The sequence below is a fragment of the Sphingomonas sp. Leaf23 genome (assembly GCF_001421585.1).
Lineage (GTDB): Bacteria > Pseudomonadota > Alphaproteobacteria > Sphingomonadales > Sphingomonadaceae > Sphingomonas.
This window is the reverse complement of record NZ_LMKR01000002.1, coordinates 535,858-553,401: the sequence shown is the minus strand read 5'-3', so window position 1 is coordinate 553,401 and position 17,544 is coordinate 535,858. Positions and strand designations below refer to the sequence as shown.

14 protein-coding genes are annotated in these 17,544 nt (G+C 67.7%); 5 read left to right on the top strand and 9 right to left on the bottom strand.

What is annotated here, in order from left to right; translation table 11 throughout:
• Positions 1-9: 9 nt before the first annotated feature.
• The 4 genes from tssC to ASE67_RS18775 form a co-directional block, all read right to left on the bottom strand.
• Positions 10-1,497: a type VI secretion system contractile sheath large subunit gene (gene tssC / locus ASE67_RS06420; protein WP_055758047.1), complete on the bottom strand. Its 1,488-nt coding sequence runs from the start codon at positions 1,495-1,497 to the stop codon at positions 10-12.
• Positions 1,498-1,523: 26 nt separating this feature from the next.
• Positions 1,524-2,060: a type VI secretion system contractile sheath small subunit gene (gene tssB / locus ASE67_RS06415; protein ID WP_055758045.1), complete on the bottom strand. Its 537-nt coding sequence runs from the start codon at positions 2,058-2,060 to the stop codon at positions 1,524-1,526.
• Positions 2,061-2,130: 70 nt separating this feature from the next.
• On the bottom strand, positions 2,131-3,129 hold the full coding sequence (locus tag ASE67_RS06410) for a type VI secretion system protein TssA (protein ID WP_055758040.1): 999 nt from the start codon (positions 3,127-3,129) through the stop codon (positions 2,131-2,133).
• A gap of 17 nt (positions 3,130-3,146) precedes the next feature.
• The gene (locus ASE67_RS18775; protein ID WP_055758037.1) at positions 3,147-3,869 is read right to left on the bottom strand and encodes an OmpA family protein; all 723 of its coding nucleotides are present in this window, start codon (positions 3,867-3,869) and stop codon (positions 3,147-3,149) included.
• Between the two features lie 207 nt (positions 3,870-4,076).
• Here ASE67_RS18775 and ASE67_RS06400 point away from each other — a divergent pair, with 207 nt between their 5' ends.
• Both ASE67_RS06400 and tagH read left to right on the top strand, forming a co-directional pair.
• The gene (locus ASE67_RS06400) at positions 4,077-6,128 is read left to right on the top strand and encodes a type VI secretion system Vgr family protein (protein ID WP_156348529.1); all 2,052 of its coding nucleotides are present in this window, start codon (positions 4,077-4,079) and stop codon (positions 6,126-6,128) included.
• Complete coding sequence (gene tagH, locus ASE67_RS06395) at positions 6,125-7,576, top strand: type VI secretion system-associated FHA domain protein TagH (protein WP_055758033.1); 1,452 nt, start codon at positions 6,125-6,127, stop codon at positions 7,574-7,576. Before ASE67_RS06400 ends, tagH begins: the two co-directional genes overlap by 4 nt.
• A gap of 149 nt (positions 7,577-7,725) precedes the next feature.
• Here tagH and ASE67_RS18535 read toward each other — a convergent pair whose 3' ends face one another.
• Positions 7,726-7,971, bottom strand: a complete 246-nt coding sequence (locus ASE67_RS18535) for a glycoside hydrolase family 125 protein (protein ID WP_268795358.1) — start codon at positions 7,969-7,971, stop codon at positions 7,726-7,728.
• A gap of 49 nt (positions 7,972-8,020) precedes the next feature.
• A partial coding sequence (locus tag ASE67_RS06390) for a glycoside hydrolase family 125 protein (protein ID WP_443025538.1) occupies positions 8,021-9,280 on the bottom strand: 1,260 nt, incomplete at its 3' end.
• Positions 9,281-9,452: 172 nt separating this feature from the next.
• Here ASE67_RS06390 and ASE67_RS06385 point away from each other — a divergent pair.
• Positions 9,453-10,634 (top strand): M24 family metallopeptidase, encoded by a 1,182-nt coding sequence (locus ASE67_RS06385; protein WP_055758031.1) that lies wholly within the window; start codon positions 9,453-9,455, stop codon positions 10,632-10,634.
• A gap of 69 nt (positions 10,635-10,703) precedes the next feature.
• On the opposite strand, the gene ASE67_RS17685 is transcribed toward ASE67_RS06385, so the two are convergent.
• Both ASE67_RS17685 and ASE67_RS06380 read right to left on the bottom strand, forming a co-directional pair.
• Entirely contained in the window at positions 10,704-11,360 is a 657-nt protein-coding gene (locus ASE67_RS17685) for an Ltp family lipoprotein (RefSeq protein ID WP_162236334.1), read from the bottom strand.
• 134 nt (positions 11,361-11,494) lie between these two features.
• A complete protein-coding gene (locus ASE67_RS06380; RefSeq protein WP_055758028.1) occupies positions 11,495-12,226 on the bottom strand; it encodes an arylesterase in 732 nt (243 codons plus the stop codon).
• A gap of 14 nt (positions 12,227-12,240) precedes the next feature.
• Here ASE67_RS06380 and ASE67_RS06375 point away from each other — a divergent pair, with 14 nt between their 5' ends.
• Both ASE67_RS06375 and ASE67_RS06370 read left to right on the top strand, forming a co-directional pair.
• Entirely contained in the window at positions 12,241-12,936 is a 696-nt protein-coding gene (locus tag ASE67_RS06375; RefSeq protein WP_055758025.1) for an ABC transporter ATP-binding protein, read from the top strand.
• Positions 12,937-13,207: 271 nt separating this feature from the next.
• Positions 13,208-15,700, top strand: a complete 2,493-nt coding sequence (locus ASE67_RS06370; RefSeq protein WP_055758022.1) for an ABC transporter permease — start codon at positions 13,208-13,210, stop codon at positions 15,698-15,700.
• Positions 15,701-15,874: 174 nt separating this feature from the next.
• Here ASE67_RS06370 and ASE67_RS06365 read toward each other — a convergent pair whose 3' ends face one another.
• The gene (locus ASE67_RS06365) at positions 15,875-17,350 is read right to left on the bottom strand and encodes a DEAD/DEAH box helicase (RefSeq protein ID WP_055758020.1); all 1,476 of its coding nucleotides are present in this window, start codon (positions 17,348-17,350) and stop codon (positions 15,875-15,877) included.
• Between the last annotated feature and the right edge of the window lie 194 nt (positions 17,351-17,544).

Genomic DNA, 17,544 nt, shown 5'->3' with positions numbered 1-17,544 from the left:
CCGTTCACGTCAGGACTTGGGCAAGCGTGAAACCATGCTCAGCGCCACATCCATCCCTTCGAGCTGGTAGTGCGGCACGAACATGAACTTCCCCTTGTAATAGCCTGGGTTCTCCTCGTCTGGGATCACCTCGATCTTGGCCTGCTTGAGCGGCAGGCGGGCCTTGGTTTCCTCGTTCGATGTCGTGGGCGATCCGTCGACATATTGGAGGACCCAATTGTTCAGATCGCGCTGAAGCTGTTCGGCCTCCCGCGATCCGCCGACCCAGTCGCGCACCATGCACTTCAGATAATGTGCAAAGCGGCAGCTGGCGAAGATGTAGGGCAGGCGCGCCGACAGGTTGGCGTTGGCGGTCGCCTCCTTCTTGTCATAGGCGGCGGGCCGGTGGACGGTCTGCGCGCCGATGAACGTCGCCTGATCGGTATTCTTGCGATGGACCAATGCCATCAGCCCGGCGGCGGACAGCTCCGCCTCGCGCCGGTCGGAAATGGCGATTTCGGTCGGGCATTTGTAATCGATGCCGCCTTCGTCGGTCGGGAACGCCGCCGTCGGCAGCTCCTCGACGGTGCCGCCCGATTCCACGCCGCGGATGCGGGTGGTCCAGCCATAGGTGTTGAACGCTTCGGTGATGCGCGTGCCCATCGCATAGGCGGCGTTCAGCCACAGATGGCTGTCATGCGCCCCGCCGGCGTCCTCTTCGAAATCGAATTCCTCGACCGGTTCGGTCTTGGCGCCATAGAGCGGACGCCCGAGGAACCGCGGCAGGGTCAGCGCCAGATAGCGGCTGTCCTCCGACGCGCGGAACGAACGCCACGCGCCATAATCGGTCGCGTCGAACAGCTTGCCCAGGTCACGCGGGTTCGACAGTTCGGTCCAGCTGTCCATGCCCAGCAGCGACGGCGCGGCGGCGGCGATGAACGGCGCGTGGCTTGCCGCACCGATCCGCGACAGCCCGCGCATGACCTCCAGGTCGGGGGCGCTGTGGTCGAAGCTGTAGTCGCAGACGAACGCGCCGTACGGCTGGCCGCCCAGCTGGCCGAACTCGTTCTCGTAGATCTTCTTGAACAGCGGGCTCTGGTCCCACGCCGCGTCGCGATACTGGCGGAACATCCGCCGCGCCTCTTCCTTCGACATGTTCATCACGCGGATTTTCATGTCTTTGCCGGTCGAGGTATTCATGACGAGGTAGTTGAGGCCCCGCCATGCCGACTCCATCGCCTGGAATTCCGGGTGATGGATGATCTGGTTGATCTGCTCGGTCAGCTTGCGATCGATCGCCGCGCGCATCGCATCGACCGTCGCGAACACGTCGCCGCCGACGATCTGCGCGTTCGACAGCGCCTGTTCGGCCAGCGTCTGCACCGCCTGTTCGATACGCGACCGGCGTTCCTCGGTCGCGGGCTTGAATTCCTTTTGCAGCAGCGCCTGGAAATCGCTCACCTCTTCCGAAGTGGCGGGCGCGGTGTCGTTGGTCTGGCTGAAGGCTTCCTGGGCCATGGTCCGCTCCTGTTCGCTACCGGGGTTCAGGCCTGGGGTGCCGACGGGGTGCCGTCAGCCTCGGTACGGGCCGCCGCGCGTTCGGCGAGCAGCGCCTTCAGCAGCGCCGGGTCGTTCAACACCTTGTCGAGCAGGTCCTGCGCGCCATGCTTGCCGTCCATGTACGACAGCAGGTCCTCCAGCTGGGTCCGCGCCTCCAGCAGCTTGGCCAGCGGTTCGATCCGCTTCGCGATCTGGCCGGGCGAGAAGTCGTTCATCGAATTGAGCGTCAGGTCGACGGCGAGCTTACCCTCGCCGGTCAGCGTGTTGTCGACGGCAAAGGCGACGCGCGGCGCGATCGCCTCCATCCGCTGGTCGAAATTATCCATGTCGAAATCGACGAATTCGCGGGATTCGGCGGCCTTCTTGTCCTTCAGGCTCTTGCCCGACAGGTCGGACATGACCCCCATGACGAAGGGCAGTTCGACTTTCTGGCGCGCGCCATAGGTCTCCACTTCGTATTCGATATGCACTCGGGGCTTGCGATTCTCCCGAATGAAACGCTGCCCGCTCTTGATCGCCATGTATCCGCATCCCTTCTGAACGTTTCGACCGGACCTGTATTTTGCCCGGCGCTGCGATGTCGCACCGGAATTACATCATGTCTGGACCGCCGCCGTCTTCGTTTCTGGATCGTAATACGCTCAAGGCCTCGTTTCGGCTCCCTGGTGCAATGTCATCTAGGATCGAAACGAAGTCCATTGTGATCCACCCCTTGATTCGGACGAGTGCTATCGGAATCGGGCTGGATGGTTCGGCCCTGGCATAATAATCCACGATGGAATCGATTGCGCGCGCCACGTCGTCGCGCGAGGCGATTCGCCCCGGTGCCGATCCCTGCGGCGCGGAGGCTGTCGCCGGAGTACCGCTCGCCATGTCGGCCATCGCCTCGTCCGGCGGGGCGGCGGCGACGAAGCTGTCCATCGCCTCGACGATCGAATCGATCGTGTCATAGGTCGCGGTGAAATTGGTGCCGGTCTGTCCGACCGCTTCCGATCGTTCGGACAGCACGCGGTCGGTGCGCAGGATCGCCGCGCGAATCTGGCCCAGCTGGTCGCGTTCCTCGGCGATGCGGTCGACCGGCGTATCGGCCAGCGCCGCGCGGAACGGGCCATAGCCATCGGCCACCGCGCCCTCGGTCGCGAAGCGTTCGAAATCGCCGCCGGAAAAGCTGCCGAGGCGCGGATGGTCGATCAACGGCACGCGGCGCAGCGGGGCCAGGAACTCGCCGATCCGCACCAGCGATTCACACGCGCCGCGCCGCCCCTCGATGCCATATTCCGCCAGCGTGGGGTGCGCGCTGTCCCAGAAGCGTTCGAGATAGCCCGCCAGCAACTCGAACGCGTCGCCGACCACCGCCAGCCGCCCGGCACGCGCGCCCGCCCGCGCCAGATAGACTGCCAGCCACAGGTCGCGGGTGTGCGCCATCTGATCGACGATCGCGCGGATCGTCGCGTCCCAGTCCACTTCGTCGGGCGGGGTGGCGAACGCCTGTTCGATCGTCTCGCGCGCGGGGTCGTACGACAGGTCGGGGCCGGCGGGCGCATCGTCCGCCACCGGCTGCAACAGGGTTTCCCGGTCGATCGGGGTCACGGCGGCCGCCGGCGCGATCAGGAGATCAGCTCGGCTTCGACCCGTCGGTTGGCCGGATTGGTGGCGCTACGCCCAGGGAGCGGTTGCGACGATCCGAAGCCCCGCGTCTCCAGCCGGGCCGGCGCGACACCATTTGCGATTAGATAGTCGGCGACGCGCTGCGCCCGGCGTACCGACAGCGGCACGTTGATGCCGCGCCCGCCGCGTTCGTCGGTATGCCCCTCGATCCGGAAGCGATGGCCCTGCAGTTCGGGCATCAGCAGCGACCGGGCAAAGACCTGCGCCGATGCCTCGCCCGCCGGGGTCAGCCGGTCGGAATTCAGCTCGAACCCGATCATCAGGTCGGCGCGGCGTCCCGCACCAGGATTGGCGGCCGGCGGCGGCGTGATCGCGGTGGCATAGGTCCGGGGACCGGCGCCATAGCTTCTGCGACCGGATCGTTCGGCGACGGCGCTGCGGGTCGGCCGCCGCTGGGTCCGCGCGACCGGTGCGGCCGCCGGCGTCGAGGCCGATGCATCGCCCCCCTCACCCGGCCGGGCAAGGCGGAAGCCGCGCGTTTCCGGGGCATCGCGGGTCACGCGATCCGGCGTCGCGCCATCGCATTTACCGGCAAAGGTGCAAAGATACCCCTCCACGGTCGGCGTCCGCGCAGGCTGTGCCTGTCCAGCAAGCGCCGGAACCGCGATCGTCCCTGCCATGGACAGTCCCGCCATGGACAGCAGTGCGAAGCGTAGCGTCATAGTCTCGTCCCCTTCCGGTTCCGATAACGATTAGGCCCCCGCCCTGTTGCCATATTCTAGCCGCGATTCGCGATGGATCACAATCCCGAAACGACCGTTTGATTTTCAAGCCATTGTACGGTGGCGGGACGAACGATAGGTTCGCGGGCAGGGACAAGGCAGTTCGGCCGCTGATGCAGCAGGCTGTCGCGCACGCAGGAGTAGCTGGTGGCGGACGCAGGGCAACGGCTCACCCAGATGTCGATCGACGTCGGCGACGAACAGGTCGTGTTGCAGCGAATCGAGAGCGAGGAACGGCTCGGCCGCCCCTTCACGGTGCGCGCGACGATCATCTCGCCGCTCGAACTCGACCTCTATCCCCATCTCGGCAAGCCCGCCGGGCTGGCGGTGCTGGAGGATGGTGAACTGCTGCGACGGTTCCACGGGCTGGTGACGGCGGGCGAATATGTCGAGGAAAAGCCCGATGGCCATCATTACCGCCTGACCATCGAACCCTGGACCTATTATCTGGCGCAGAACCGCCAGATGGCGATTTTTCAGGACAAGACCGCGGTCGAGATCATCCAGGCGGTGATCGAGGGCGCCGGCATCCAGGACGTCGATTACACCCGCCTTGCCAAGCCGCGCGTTACGCGGGGCTATACCGTCCAGTATCGCGAGAGCGATTTCGACTTCGTCTCGCGGTTGATGGAAGAGGAAGGCATTTATTACTTCTTCCGCCACGATGCCGACCGGCATGTGATGGTGCTGTGCGAGGGGCCGGCATCGCACCAGCCGGGCAATCCGCCACAGCTGCGCTTCAACGCCAACGCGATGTCGGTGTTCACCGCCAATTCGAAGAGCCGGTTCGACGCCCCGCGCGACATCCTTCAGACGTGGGTCGAACGCGTCGCATCCAGCGGGCAGGCACGGGTAACGGTGCGAGATTTCGATTTCGAATCGCCCGACCAGCCGCTGGCCAGCGAATCGACCGGACAGGGCGGCCACCCGCGCGACGACCGCGAAATCTTTGTCTATCCCGGCCGCTATACCCGCGAAAAGACCGGTCGCGGCGATCAGGAACAGACCGGACGCGAACGCGGCCAGACCCTGCTCGACGCACAGCGCGCCAATCGCCGCGTCTTTACCGGCACCAGCCAGGCATCGGGCATCACAACCGGACAGCGGCTGGACATCGCCGACCATCCCGCCGACCGGCTGAACGGGTCGTATATGGTGATCGCCGCGACCCATTCGATCGCCGCCGAAGCCTATCGCTCGGGCGAGCAGGAGGATGAGCAGCCGTACAATGTGAAGTTCGAGGCGGTACCCGCCGACACCGTGTTCCAGTCGCCGGCACAGACGCCGCGCCCGCGCGCGCAGGGCCTGGAAACCGCGATGGTCACCGGGCCTGCGGGTGAGACGATCTACACCGACGAATATGGCCGGGTGAAAATCCGCTTCCCGTGGGACCGTGCCGACACGCCGGGCGAACGCTCCACCTGCTGGGTGCGCGTGTCGCAGACCGGGGGGCTGGGCAACGTCATCCTGCCGCGGGTGGGCCATGAAGTGCTGGTCGACTTCCTCGACGGCGATCCCGACCGCCCGATCGTGATGGGCCGGGTGTTCAACCGGTCGCATATGCCGGTCTACGACCTGCCCGCGAACAAGACGCGCGCGGTATGGCGCACGCTGACCTATGGCGCGTCGGGCGATTATCCCGAGACGGAGGCGCTCGACAGCGGGCAGACCCGCACCTCGAACGAAATCCGGTTCGAGGACAAGGGCGGGCAGGAGGAACTGTTCATCCATGCCGAGCGTGACATGAACAGCCGCGTCCGCTTCGATGAATCGCGCCATGTCGGCCACAACCAGGACCGCCGCGTCGGGCTGGACCGCACCACCAATATCGGCCGCGACGACACCAACACGATCGGCCGCGACAGCAGGACCGACGTGAAGGGCAAGCGCGAGACGCATGTCATCGGCACCGACGGCCTGCTGGTCGATGGTGCGCTGTCGATCGAATCCAAGACGTCGATCACCATCCGCGTCAAGAATTCGAAGATCACCATCGGCCCCGACAGCATCACCATCCAGTCGCCGACGGTGAATGTGCAGGCGAACACCATGGCGGTCGTCAACGCCCCCGATACGCGGGTCAACGGCGCCACCACACTGGTGCTGAACGGCGCGCGCACCGACATCAATCCCGAAGGCGGCGGGGCGTTCGGCGCACCCGAGGCGCTGGGCCCCGCAGCGGGTGACGGCGGCCAATGACGCTTACCCTGTCGGTCGTCGCCGGCCCCGCCACCGCCGCGCCCCTGACGCTCGACCGGCGCGGCGCGGTGATCGGCCGGGCGGAGGGATGCGACTGGATGCTGGGCGATCCGACCCGGCACCTGTCGTCGCGGCATTGCGAAATCCGGTTCGACGGCAGCGACTATCGCCTGATTGATCGCAGCACCAACGGCACCTTCCTGGCCGATAGCGGGCAGCGCGTGTCGCCCGACCATGTGATCCGCGACGGCGATCGCTTCACCGCCGGGCCGTTCACCTTCCTCGCCCGGCTCGATGGCCCGGCGGCGGCGGCAAACGGCTGGGGCGGGTGGAACGACACGACGCCCCCCACCCCCGTGCCGGCCCATGACGGCTGGAGCCCGGCCGACACGGGCGGCGGGGCCAGCGCAGGCTGGGGGCCGCTCCCGTCTGCCGGACGCGGCAGCAGCGGCAGCAGCGGCAGCAGCGCCGGCTGGCAGCCGCAGACCGGCCCGTCGCTCGCCCGCCCCGAAGCGCATCGCGCGGCCGCGACCGGCTGGGGCCCGGCACCCGACCGCGCGTCCGGCGGGGCGACACCCGCCACGCCCGCCGCCGCCCCGCCGGTCGTATCGACGTGGGACAGCGCGATGCCGACGCCCGATCCGGCCTCCGCCTGGTCGAGCGCCGCGCCCGACCGGCCGCCGGCCCCCACCCCCGATGATCTGTGGGGCCGCATCGCGGAGGGCAATGTGGTCGATTGGGCCCGCGGCGGCTTCGGCCAGCCGGTCGAGGCACCGCGCGATCCGCTGGGCCTATCGCCACCACCGCCGCCGCCCGCGCCGACTCCGGTCGCCCAGCCGGCACCGCCCGCGCCGCCACCCGTTCCACCGGCCACGCCAGCCGCCGGCGATGCGTTCCTCGCCGCGCTCGGCATCGATCCGGCGCGCCTGTCCCCCGACGCCGCCGAACGCGGGGCGCTGTTGTTCCGGCGGCTGGTCGCCGGGCTGGTCGTGATGCTGGAGGCGCGAGCGCGGGCCAAGGCGCAGCTGGGCGCGGAGGCCACCGCCTATAGCCCCGAAGGCCATAACCCGCTGAAGTTCGCGCGCAGTCCCGACGATGCGCTGGCGATGCTGCTGGGGGTCGAACAGCCCGGCTTCATGGCCCCCGACCGCGCGGTCGAGGATGCATTTCGCGACCTGCAATCGCATCAGGTCGCGACGCTGCGCGCTATGCAGGGCGCACTGCGCACCACGCTCGAACGCTTCGCCCCCTCGGCGATCCGCGCGCGGGCCAAGGACGGCGGCGTCCTCGAACGCGTCCTGCCCGCCGCGCGCGATGCGGCGCTGTGGCAGGCCTATGAACGCGAATTCGGCGGCGTGGCGCAGGGGTCGGACGAGGCGTTCCTCGACATGTTCGCCAAGGAATTTCGCGAGGCATACAACGCACAGCCGCCCGGCCAGCGGGGGTGAGTCAACAGGCCGATCTACACTAAAGTGGTACCCCCGCGCAGGCGGGGGTCCAGGGTAACAAACCGACGACGTTTGCCGCTCTGGACCCCCGCCTGCGCGGGGGTACACATGGCGGAAATATTGCTGATAAACTCAGGGTAACGTTGTCCTCATACCCGGATGCCGTCCAATGGTGCCTGCAACAATTTCGGCTTCGTCGCGGCCAGATGCAGGATGAATTCGCCGAACAGGCCATTGGCCCAGGCGAACCAGTCGCGGGTGAACTTGGCCGCATCGTCCTTTTCAAACGCCTCGTGGATAAAGCCGGTGCCGGCATGGGTGCGCTTCAGCGTCGCGAGGCACTTCAGGATCGTCGCATCGTCGGTGGCGGTCAGCCCGCGCACGATCAGCGACATCGGCCAGATATAGTCCATGCCCTGGTGCGGCCCGCCAATCCCCTCGCCNCAGGATCGTCGCATCGTCGGTGGCGGTCAGCCCGCGCACGATCAGCGACATCGGCCAGATATAGTCCATGCCCTGGTGCGGCCCGCCAATCCCCTCGCCCGCGCGTCCCTTGAAGAACCACGGGTTGGCCTCGCTCCACGCCGCCGCCGCCGTCCGCTGCCACCGCGCATCGCTGGCAGGTACACAGCCGAGCCACGCGAGGCTGGAGAGCGAGGGTACGTTGGCATCGTCCATGAAGATCGCATTGCCAAAGCCGTCGACCTCATAGGCCCACACGTCGCGCCCATCGGGCAGCCGCATCGTGCCATGCTGGGCCACGGCGGCGGCGACCTCGTTGGCCAGCGCGGTCGCCTCATTGGCGAGCGAGCTGTCCTTGCGCGCTTCATTGGCGACCTGCGCCATTTCGCGCAGCGTCGTCACCGCGAACATATTGGCCGGCACGAACAGAGGATACTGGCAGGCATCGTCCGACGGGCGGAAGCCCGAATGGATCATGCCCACCTTGCGCGTCGGCGCGCCGTATCCGGCGAGCAGCGTCTCGGTCGGCTGGCGGCTGGCGCGCTGGAACTTGTAGGGGCCGGGGCCTTGTTTCCGCTGCTGTTCGCGGAAGGTCCGCACGATCGCGCGCATCGCCTCCGCCCAGGTCGCGTCGAACGGCGCGGCGTCGCGGGTGGTGGACCAGTATCCATGGCTTAGCCGCATCGAGTAGCAGAGCGAATCGATCTCCCACTTCCGCTCGGCCACCCCCGGCTTCATCTCGGTCTCGTCGACCTTCGCCCATTCGAGCGAGGTCTTCGCGGTCGGGTCTTCCATGAAGGCATTGGCATAGGGGTCGATCAGCACCGAGCGGGCGTGGCGCGCGATCAGCCCGCGGAACAGCTCGCGCAGCTTCGCGTCGCGGGGCGCCAGATGCAGGTACGACTTCACCTGCGCCGCCGAATCGCGCAGCCACAGGCAGGGGATGTCGCCGGTGATGACGAAGCTGTCGGCCTTGCCGCCGACCATCCCCATCCGCACCGTGGTGTCGAGCGTGTTGGGATAGGCGTTGGCGAACAGCCATGCGAGTTCCGGATCGGCGATCATCCCGCTGACCCGCGCGATCTCCTGCTCGACCGACTTGCTGACGAACCGGCGATCGGCGGGCGCCGGTCGCTTGCTCGCAAACGCCGGCTTGCCCTGCGCCATCGCGAAACCCCCGGTCGCCAGCCCTGCGCCCAGCAAAGCGCCCTGCGTCATCAACGTGCGGCGGTCGGTCGGCATCGGGCAGTCTCCTTCGGGGTGGCCCCAGCTAGGTCAGCGATACCCCGTCTGGCAATGGGGCTGACGCCCGCGCCGATCCCAGCTAGGCTGGACGCGGCGACGATCGTGGACGCGGCCCCCGCGATCGACCTGTCGCCCTTCTCATTCGGGCGGTTTTCAGGCGGAGACGGACATGACCATCGGCGGATCGAGCGCGGCGGCGCAGCTGGCAGCGATCGCGCCCTGGGCGTCCCCCGCCCCGGCGATCACCTCTGCCGAGCGCCTCGCCCGGATCGACCGCGCCCGTGCGCTGACCGAGGCCGCCGGCGCGCAGGCGCTGCTGGTCCATACCGGCGCGTCGCTGCAATATTTTACCGGCATTCCTTGGGGGCCGAGCGAGCGGATGGTCGCGCTCCTCCTGCCCGTCACCGGCACGCCGCGCATCATTTGCCCGGCGTTCGAGCGCGGCACGCTGGAGGCCGACCTCACCATCCCCGCCGAGCTGCTATTGTGGGAGGAGGATGCGGACCCGACCGCGCTGGTCGCAGGCGCGCTGCCTGCCGGCGCTACGCTGGCGGTCGACCCGCTGCTGCCCTTCGCCTGGGGGCAGAAGCTCGCGCGCCACGGCCTGACGCTGGCCGACGGTGCGCCCGCCATCGACGGGTGTCGCCAGGTGAAGTCGGCGGCCGAGCTGGCGCTGCTGCAACAGGCAAAGGACATGACGCTCCAGGTGCAGGCCGCCGCCGCACGCATCCTGCGCCCCGGCATCCTCGCCAGCGAAGTCGTCCGCTTCATCGACGACGCGCACCGCGCGGTCGGTGGCGGCGGGTCGTTCTTTTGCATCGTCCAGTTCGGCCGCGCCACCGCCTTTCCCCACGGCCTGCCCGGCGACCGCGCGCTGGCGGAAGGCGAGCTGGTGCTGATCGACACCGGCTGCCGGGTGGAGGGCTATCACAGCGACATCACCCGCACCTATGCCTTCGGCCAGGTCGCCGACGAAATGCGCGCGATCTGGGACATCGAACACGCCGCACAAGCCGCCGCCTTCGCCGCCGCCGCGCCCGGCGTGCCGGCGCAAGCCGTCGACGCCGCCGCCCGCGCGGTGCTGGTGCGCGAGGGGCTGGGCCCCGACTATCGCCTGCCAGGCCTGCCGCACCGCACCGGCCACGGCATCGGCCTGTCGATCCACGAACCCGCCTATCTGGTGCGCGGCGACACGACGCCGCTCGAACCCGGCATGTGCTTTTCCAACGAACCGATGATCGTCGTCCCCGACCGCTTTGGTATCCGGCTGGAGGACCATTTCTTCGTCACCGACGATGGCGCGAAATGGTTCACCCAGCCGCAGCCCTCGATCGACCGGCCGTTCGGGTGAGGCAATTTCCATGGAGTGCCATCCGGTGCTCCAAATTGCCAAGTTAATTGAGCAACGTATCGGCAGTCTTCAACAAGCCCCTGCCTGCTCGGCGCCATACCGCGCTTGGGCACTTGTATATTTCGACCCAGCATCGGCCGATAGCTGCTCTATCAGCTTGGCGCACGAAAACCCAGACATATCCAAGTACTGCTTGGCCGACCGAACTGCCTGTTCGTTCCAATCTACATTTAAACTATCGACCGCCGCCGTAGCGTCCGTAGCGCTATACCCACTGCCCGCATCGGATGAGAGCTGCTCAATAAGTCCTTTACGAGAGAATCCGGTCATATCCAGATACTGCTGAGCGCTGCGTGCAGCATTCGCTTGTGGCCCAAAGAGGCCAATGTTTGAGCTGTCGTCCGGTTTTTTCGCGGCGGAAGTCGCTTGTTCAGCGCCAGCCGAGGTCAAAGATTCCGCAGTTACGTTTTCGCCGGTAGCCATTTTCGAGGAAGGCACATTCTTTTTGCCCGAACCGAAAAGTGATCCAATAAACGCGAGCGCGACGAGGATGCCGAAAACTACCAAACACCCTTTTCCTAGCGAATTTCCCTTCTTGGCTGGCTTTGAACCGTTAAAACTGTCCGAGGCCTTTTGCTCGAAAGAATAACCGCAAAAGCGGCAGATTTTCGCCTCAACCTTTACCAGCTCAGCGCATTGCGGGCACTTTTTCTCGTCAGATTCCAAGTTCATTCCCCTTCCCCTGCCGACACTTCATGCCGTAGCGGCGACCGTGTCAACGCCGCGGGTTAAAAGGTAGGAAATTTTGAACTTGGACGCGGGCGCCAGTGCCGGGAGCGAAATGCTATTGAACCGTTCCCCTACCCCCGTAACCGCGCCGCCACCACCGGACCCAGCCGCGCAACGATGCGGTCCACCCCTTGCGCATTGGGGTGAATCCCATCGGGCTGCATCAGCGCCCGGTTGCCGATCACGCCCGTCAGGATGAACGGGTCGAGCGTCGCGCCGTACTGCTTCGCCATGTCGGGCCAGATGCGGTTGAACTGCGCGGCATAGTCCGGCCCCAGATTGGGCGGCACCATCATGCCGGTCAGCACCACCGGAATCCCGCGCTGCTTCAGTTCGTCCAGCATCGCGACGAAATTCGCCCGCGTTTCGGCCGGCGGAATCTGGCGCAGCAGGTCGTTGCCGCCCAGCCCCAGCAACACGAGGTCGGGCTTGCGATCCAGCTTGTCGAGCGTGAAGGCCAGCCGCTGCCGCCCCGCCGCGCTGGTGTCGCCCGAAATCCCGGCATTCACCACGCGGGCATTGATCCCCTGCCCCCGCAACACATCCTGCAGATCGTCGGGCAGGCTGTCGCCGCGCGCGAGGCCATAGCCCGCGTACAAGCTGTCGCCGAACGCCACCACCAGCCGCTCCGGCCCCGCGACCGGCGCCTTAGGCTCGACCGGGTTCGGCGTCGCCGCCGCAGCGATATTCACCGGCGTGGCGTCGTTCGCCTCCGACAAATCCGGCCCACCGCATCCCGCCAGCAGCAAAGCGCCTTGGAGAAGGATGACTGCGCCCGCATATGTGGGTCCCTGCTTCGTCACTGGCGAAAAACTCCATGCCCTCGGTTCCGAACGATATGGTCATCGACGCACGCGGTGTCACCCTGACGCTGGGCGATGGCGACGCCGCCACCCGCATCCTCCACGGTATCGACCTGGCCGTGCCCACCGGGACCAGCGTCGCGCTGCTCGGTGCCTCCGGATCGGGCAAGTCCTCGCTGATGGCGGTGCTGTCGGGGCTGGAGCGCGCCAGCGGCGGGCAGGTCCATGTTGCGGGCGCGGATTTCGGCGCGATGGGCGAGGATGATCTGGCGCGCGCCCGGCGCGGGCGGATCGGCATCGTGTTGCAGGCATTCCACCTGCTGCCGACGATGACCGCGCTCGAAAATGTCGCGGTGCCGATGGAGCTGGCCGGCGAGAGAGACGCCTTCGCACGGGCCGAGGCCGAGCTGGTCGCGGTGGGCTTAAGCCACCGGCTTCACCATTATCCGACGCAATTGTCGGGCGGCGAGCAACAGCGCGTCGCCATCGCCCGCGCGCTGGCCGGGCGGCCGACGCTGGTGTTTGCCGACGAACCGACCGGCAATCTCGACCGCGCGACGGGGCAGGCGATCATGGACCTGCTGTTCGAACGCCGGGCCGCGACGCAGGCCACGTTGCTGGTCATCACCCATGACCCGGCACTGGCCGAGCGCTGCGACCGGGTGGTCGAGCTGGCCGATGGCCGCATCGCGCGGGATACGGGGCGGTGATGGGCGCGCGACAAGCCTCCGCCGTCCTTACCCCGGCGAAGGCCGGGGCCCAGTTGGGGGGCATCGGTAATTGGCGGCCGGGGCTTGCCAACTCGACCTCGCCCCCTGCGATACATTTGCCGAAACTCGGACCATCCCCCGCATGCCGTACCCCCTCGCAGGCGGGGGTCCAGGGCGGCACACGCACGCGGCTGCTTTGCTTGGCTCTGGACCCCCGCCTGCGCGGGGGTACGGCAGGGCGCGCGGATCGATCCTGTATCGGAATCCGGACATGAGCGAGTGGCGTCTGGCGTGGACCTTCGCCCGCCGCGAACTCGATGCCCGCTTCCGGGGCCTGCGGCTGTTGCTGGTCTGCCTGATCCTCGGCGTCGGTGCGCTGGCGGCGATCGGCAGCCTGACGCGATCGATCACCGGCGAACTGGCGGCGCGCGGGCAGAGCCTGCTCGGCGGCGATCTCGAGCTCTCCGTATCGCAGCGTACCGCCAGCGATGCCGAACGCCGGGCGATGGCGCGGCTGGGACGGGTGTCGGAAACGCTGCGGATGCAGTCGATGGCCGCCAACTTCGACGGCCAGACCGCCCCGATCGAGCTGAAGGCGGTCGATGCCCCCTATCCCCTCTACGGCACGCTCACCCTGCGAAGCGGCACTGCGCGCCCGTTGTCGCCGACCGAGACCTATGTCGGACAGGCGCTGGTCGAACGGCTGAAACTGCGCGTCGGCGGGTCGCTACGCTATGGCACCGCGCGCTTCACCGTTGCCGGGATCATCGCCGATGAACCCGACCGGCTGAGCGAAGGCTTTACGCTGGGCGCGGTGGCGCTGGTGTCGCTGGAGGGGTTGCAGCGTACCGGCCTGATCGCGCCGGGCAGCCTGTACGAAAGCAAATACCGCATCGCCAGCCGCTATGATCCGGCGCAGGCGATCAAGGCGTTTACCGACCGCTATCCCGCGCAGGGCTGGGACACGCGCACCCGCGACCGCGCCTCGCCAGGGGCGGAACGCTTCCTGTCGCGGATGGGCGAATTCCTCGTGCTGGTCGGACTGACCGCCCTCGTTATCGCCGGGATCGGGGTCGGCAACGGCGTATCGAGCTATCTTGCCACCCGCCGATCGAGCATCGCGACGCTGAAGGTATTGGGTGCGACCTCCGGCCTGATCGCGCGGGTCTATCTGTTGCAGATCGTCGCGGTGTCGGCGGTCGGCATCGCGGTGGGCCTCGCGATCGGCATCGCCGCCGTCCCGCTGATCGTGGCGCTGGCGGGCGATGTCCTGCCGGTCGCGCCGGCCTTTGCGATCCATCCGTTGCCGCTGCTGCAGGCCGCGGCCTATGGCCTGCTGATCGCGCTCGCCTTTGCCGCGCCGCCGTTGTTGGCGGCGGGCGCAGTGCCGGCCGCCGGGCTGTTGCGCGGCGTGCATGACGGGCGGCGCGCGCCCCGGTGGAAGGCTGCGGCATGGATGGGCGCGGCCTTTGCCGGGATCGTCGCGCTGGTGCTGGTGACCAGCGAACGACCCTGGTTCGGCGCGGCGTTCCTTGGCGCGGCGGGCGGACTTCTCCTTCTATTATCGCTACTTGGTTCGCTGATCCGCAGGCTGGCGGCCCGATTGCCCCGGTCGCGCCAACCGCTGTGGCGACTGGCAGTGGCGGCGCTGCACCGCCCCGGCGCACGTACGGGCGCGCTGGTGGTCGCCTTGGGGCTGGGCCTGACCCTGTTCGTGCTGCTGGCGGCGATCCGCACCAGCCTCGACGCCAACATCCAACGAACCGTTCCAGCGCGCGCACCCGCGCTTTTCGCCCTCGATGTGCCTCCCGCCCGCGAATCATCGTTCCGCACAACCATCGTCAGCATCCAGCCCGACGCCGAAATCCAGACCGTGCCCCTGATGCGCGGCACGATCACCGCCTATGGCAAGACCCGCGTCGCCGACCTGAAGACGATCCCCGAAGGCGCGTGGGCGCTGCGCGGCGAACGCGGCCTGACCTTCGCCGCCGACCTGCCGCCGGGCAGCGAACTGGTGGCGGGCAGATGGTGGCCGGCAAACTATAGCGGGCCACCGCTGGTGTCGGTCGACGAACGCATGGCCGAGGCGCTGGCGCTGAAGCTCGGCGACCCGCTGACGATCAGCGTCGCGGGACAGGAGCGCACCGCCCGCATCGCATCCTTTCGCAAGATCGAATGGGACACGATGGGGTTCAATTTCGTGATGGTGTTCAGCCCCAACACCCTGTCCGACGTGCCGCACAACCTGGCGGCGACGATCACCATGCCGCCGGGCCGCGAACGCGCCGTCGTCCGCGCGCTGTCGGCCGACTTCCCCTCGACCTCGGTGGTCGAGGTGCGCGAGGTGATCGGGCAGGTACGGACCATCGTGTCACAGATGGCGACCGCGATCGCGGCGGCGGCGGGGATCGCGATTCTGGCCGGCATCGCCGTGCTGATCGGCGCGATCGCGGCCGCGCGCGAGACGCGGACCTATGATTCGGTAATCCTGAAGACGCTGGGCGCGACCCGCGGGCAGATATTGGCCGCGCAGGGGCTGGAATATCTGCTGCTGGCGGTGATCCTTGCCGTACTGGCGGCGGCGATCGGGATCGCCGGGGGCTGGTATGTCGTGGTCGAGCTGTTCGCGTTCGACTGGCTGCCGGATTATGGCGCGATCGCCATGACGCTGGCGGTGGGGGTCGGGGTTACGGTGGGGATCGGGCTGCTTGGCGCGTTGCCGATCCTGTCGGCGCGACCGGCGCGGGCGCTGCGGGAGCTGTAAAGTCCTCCCCGGCACGGGGAGGGGGACCGCCGCGTGAGCGGTGGTGGAGGGGGACCTCCCCGAAACGCAACGGTGCCGTATGCCGACGCCCCCCTCCACCAGCTGCGCTGGTCCCCCTCCCCGTGCCGGGGAGGATGAAAAAAGCCCCGGCAGTTGCCTGCCGGGGCTTGTCGATTACACCGCTGCGCGGGGAGCGCCGCCGCCGCGACCGCGGCCGCCACGGCTGCGACCACCGCCGCCGCCACCGTTACCACCCGGACGGCCACCGCCACCCGGACGCCCGCCACCACCGACACCGGCTTCGCGTTGCGGACGGCCACCGCCGCCTTGGCCTTCGCCACGCTGCGGCTGGCCGCCACCACGCGACGGATTGCCGACCGGACCGCCGCGACCATGCGCCGGCTTTGCGCCATGGGCATGGGTCGCACGCGGCCGCGCGGGGCCACGCTCGCTGGGCAGGCGCTCGGGACGATCGGGGGCATAGGGTGCCCGGCTCGCCTTGATCTGCGCGCTCTGCTGCAGGAAATCGTCGGGTAGCGGCACGACGTCGATCTTCTGCTTGGTCAGCCGCTCGATCCCCTTCAGGAACGGCCGCTCGTCATCGGCGCAGAAGCTGAACGCCACGCCCGACGCACCCGCACGCGCGGTGCGGCCGATGCGGTGGACATATTGTTCCGACACGTTGGGCAGTTCGAAGTTCACGACATGGCTGACGCCCGACACGTCGATGCCGCGCGCGGCGATATCGGTCGCGACCAGGATCGGCACGGTGCCGTCACGGAACGCGGCCAGCGCCTTTTCACGCTGCGGCTGCGACTTGTTGCCATGGATCGCGTTCGACGCGATGCCGTTGGCCGCCAGCAGCTTCACGACGCGGTCGGCGCCATGCTTGGTGCGGGTGAACACCAGCGCGCGGTCGATCTTGGTATTGCGGAAGAACATCGTCAGCAGCGTCTGCTTCTCCGCCTGCTGGACGAAGGTGACGTACTGTTCGACACGCTCGGCGGTCGACGACACCGGCGTCACCTGCACGGTGGCCGGATCGGTCAGATACTTGTCGGCCAGCTCGCGAATGTCCTTGGGCATGGTGGCCGAGAAGAACAGCGTCTGGCGCGACTTCGGCACCATCGACACGATGCGGCGCAGCGCATGGATGAAGCCCAGGTCGAGCATCTGGTCCGCTTCGTCGAGGACGAGGATTTCCAGCTCACCCAGACCCAGGACCTTCTGGTCGATCAGGTCGAGCAGACGGCCCGGCGTCGCGACGAGGATGTCGACGCCCGGCGCGACATCACGGATGTTGCGCGGCACCGGCACGCCGCCGAAGACGGTCGCGACGGTCAGCTTGCTGTGCTTGGCATAGGCGCGAGCGTTGTCCGCGATCTGGCTGACCAGTTCGCGCGTTGGCGCCAGCACCAGCATGCGGCAGCGCATCGGGCGGCGACGGACATTCGCCTTCACCAGCAGGTCGATCGAGGGGAGGACGAACGCGGCGGTCTTGCCGGTGCCGGTCTGGGCGATGCCCAGCAGGTCGCGCCCTTCGAGCACCAGCGGGATCGCGTCGCGCTGGATCGGGGTCGGGGTTTCGTAATTCTTTGCGGCGAGCGCGTCGAGGATCGACTTCGACAGGCCGAGCGACTGGAAGGTCATGGTAGTTCCTGAAATACTTCCGGCACCCGTGGCGCAACGATGGCGTACGGGTAGCGGGGCAAAAAATGCCACCCGCGTGACTGGGGAAGCCGGTTGGAGCTGCGACGCGGAGCCGAGACCAAGGAGGTCCGATCACGCTGCCTGAAAAGCGTCGCTGCGCTGCGGCAAATAGGGGAAACCAGCTCGAAGGTCAA

Excerpts from the sequence above, each read along its gene's own strand:
- ASE67_RS18535 (WP_268795358.1), bottom strand. The coding sequence starts at position 7,971 with ATGTCGCTGATCGTGCGCGGGCTGACCGCCACCGACGATGCGACGATC.
- tssB (WP_055758045.1), bottom strand. The coding sequence starts at position 2,060 with ATGGCGATCAAGAGCGGGCAGCGTTTCATTCGGGAGAATCGCAAGCCC.
- tssC (WP_055758047.1), bottom strand. The coding sequence starts at position 1,497 with ATGGCCCAGGAAGCCTTCAGCCAGACCAACGACACCGCGCCCGCCACT.
- ASE67_RS06385 (WP_055758031.1), top strand. The coding sequence starts at position 9,453 with ATGACCATCGGCGGATCGAGCGCGGCGGCGCAGCTGGCAGCGATCGCG.
- ASE67_RS18775 (WP_055758037.1), bottom strand. The coding sequence starts at position 3,869 with ATGACGCTACGCTTCGCACTGCTGTCCATGGCGGGACTGTCCATGGCA.
- ASE67_RS06370 (WP_055758022.1), top strand. The coding sequence starts at position 13,208 with ATGAGCGAGTGGCGTCTGGCGTGGACCTTCGCCCGCCGCGAACTCGAT.
- tagH (WP_055758033.1), top strand. The coding sequence starts at position 6,125 with ATGACGCTTACCCTGTCGGTCGTCGCCGGCCCCGCCACCGCCGCGCCC.
- ASE67_RS06375 (WP_055758025.1), top strand. The coding sequence starts at position 12,241 with ATGCCCTCGGTTCCGAACGATATGGTCATCGACGCACGCGGTGTCACC.
- ASE67_RS06365 (WP_055758020.1), bottom strand. The coding sequence starts at position 17,350 with ATGACCTTCCAGTCGCTCGGCCTGTCGAAGTCGATCCTCGACGCGCTC.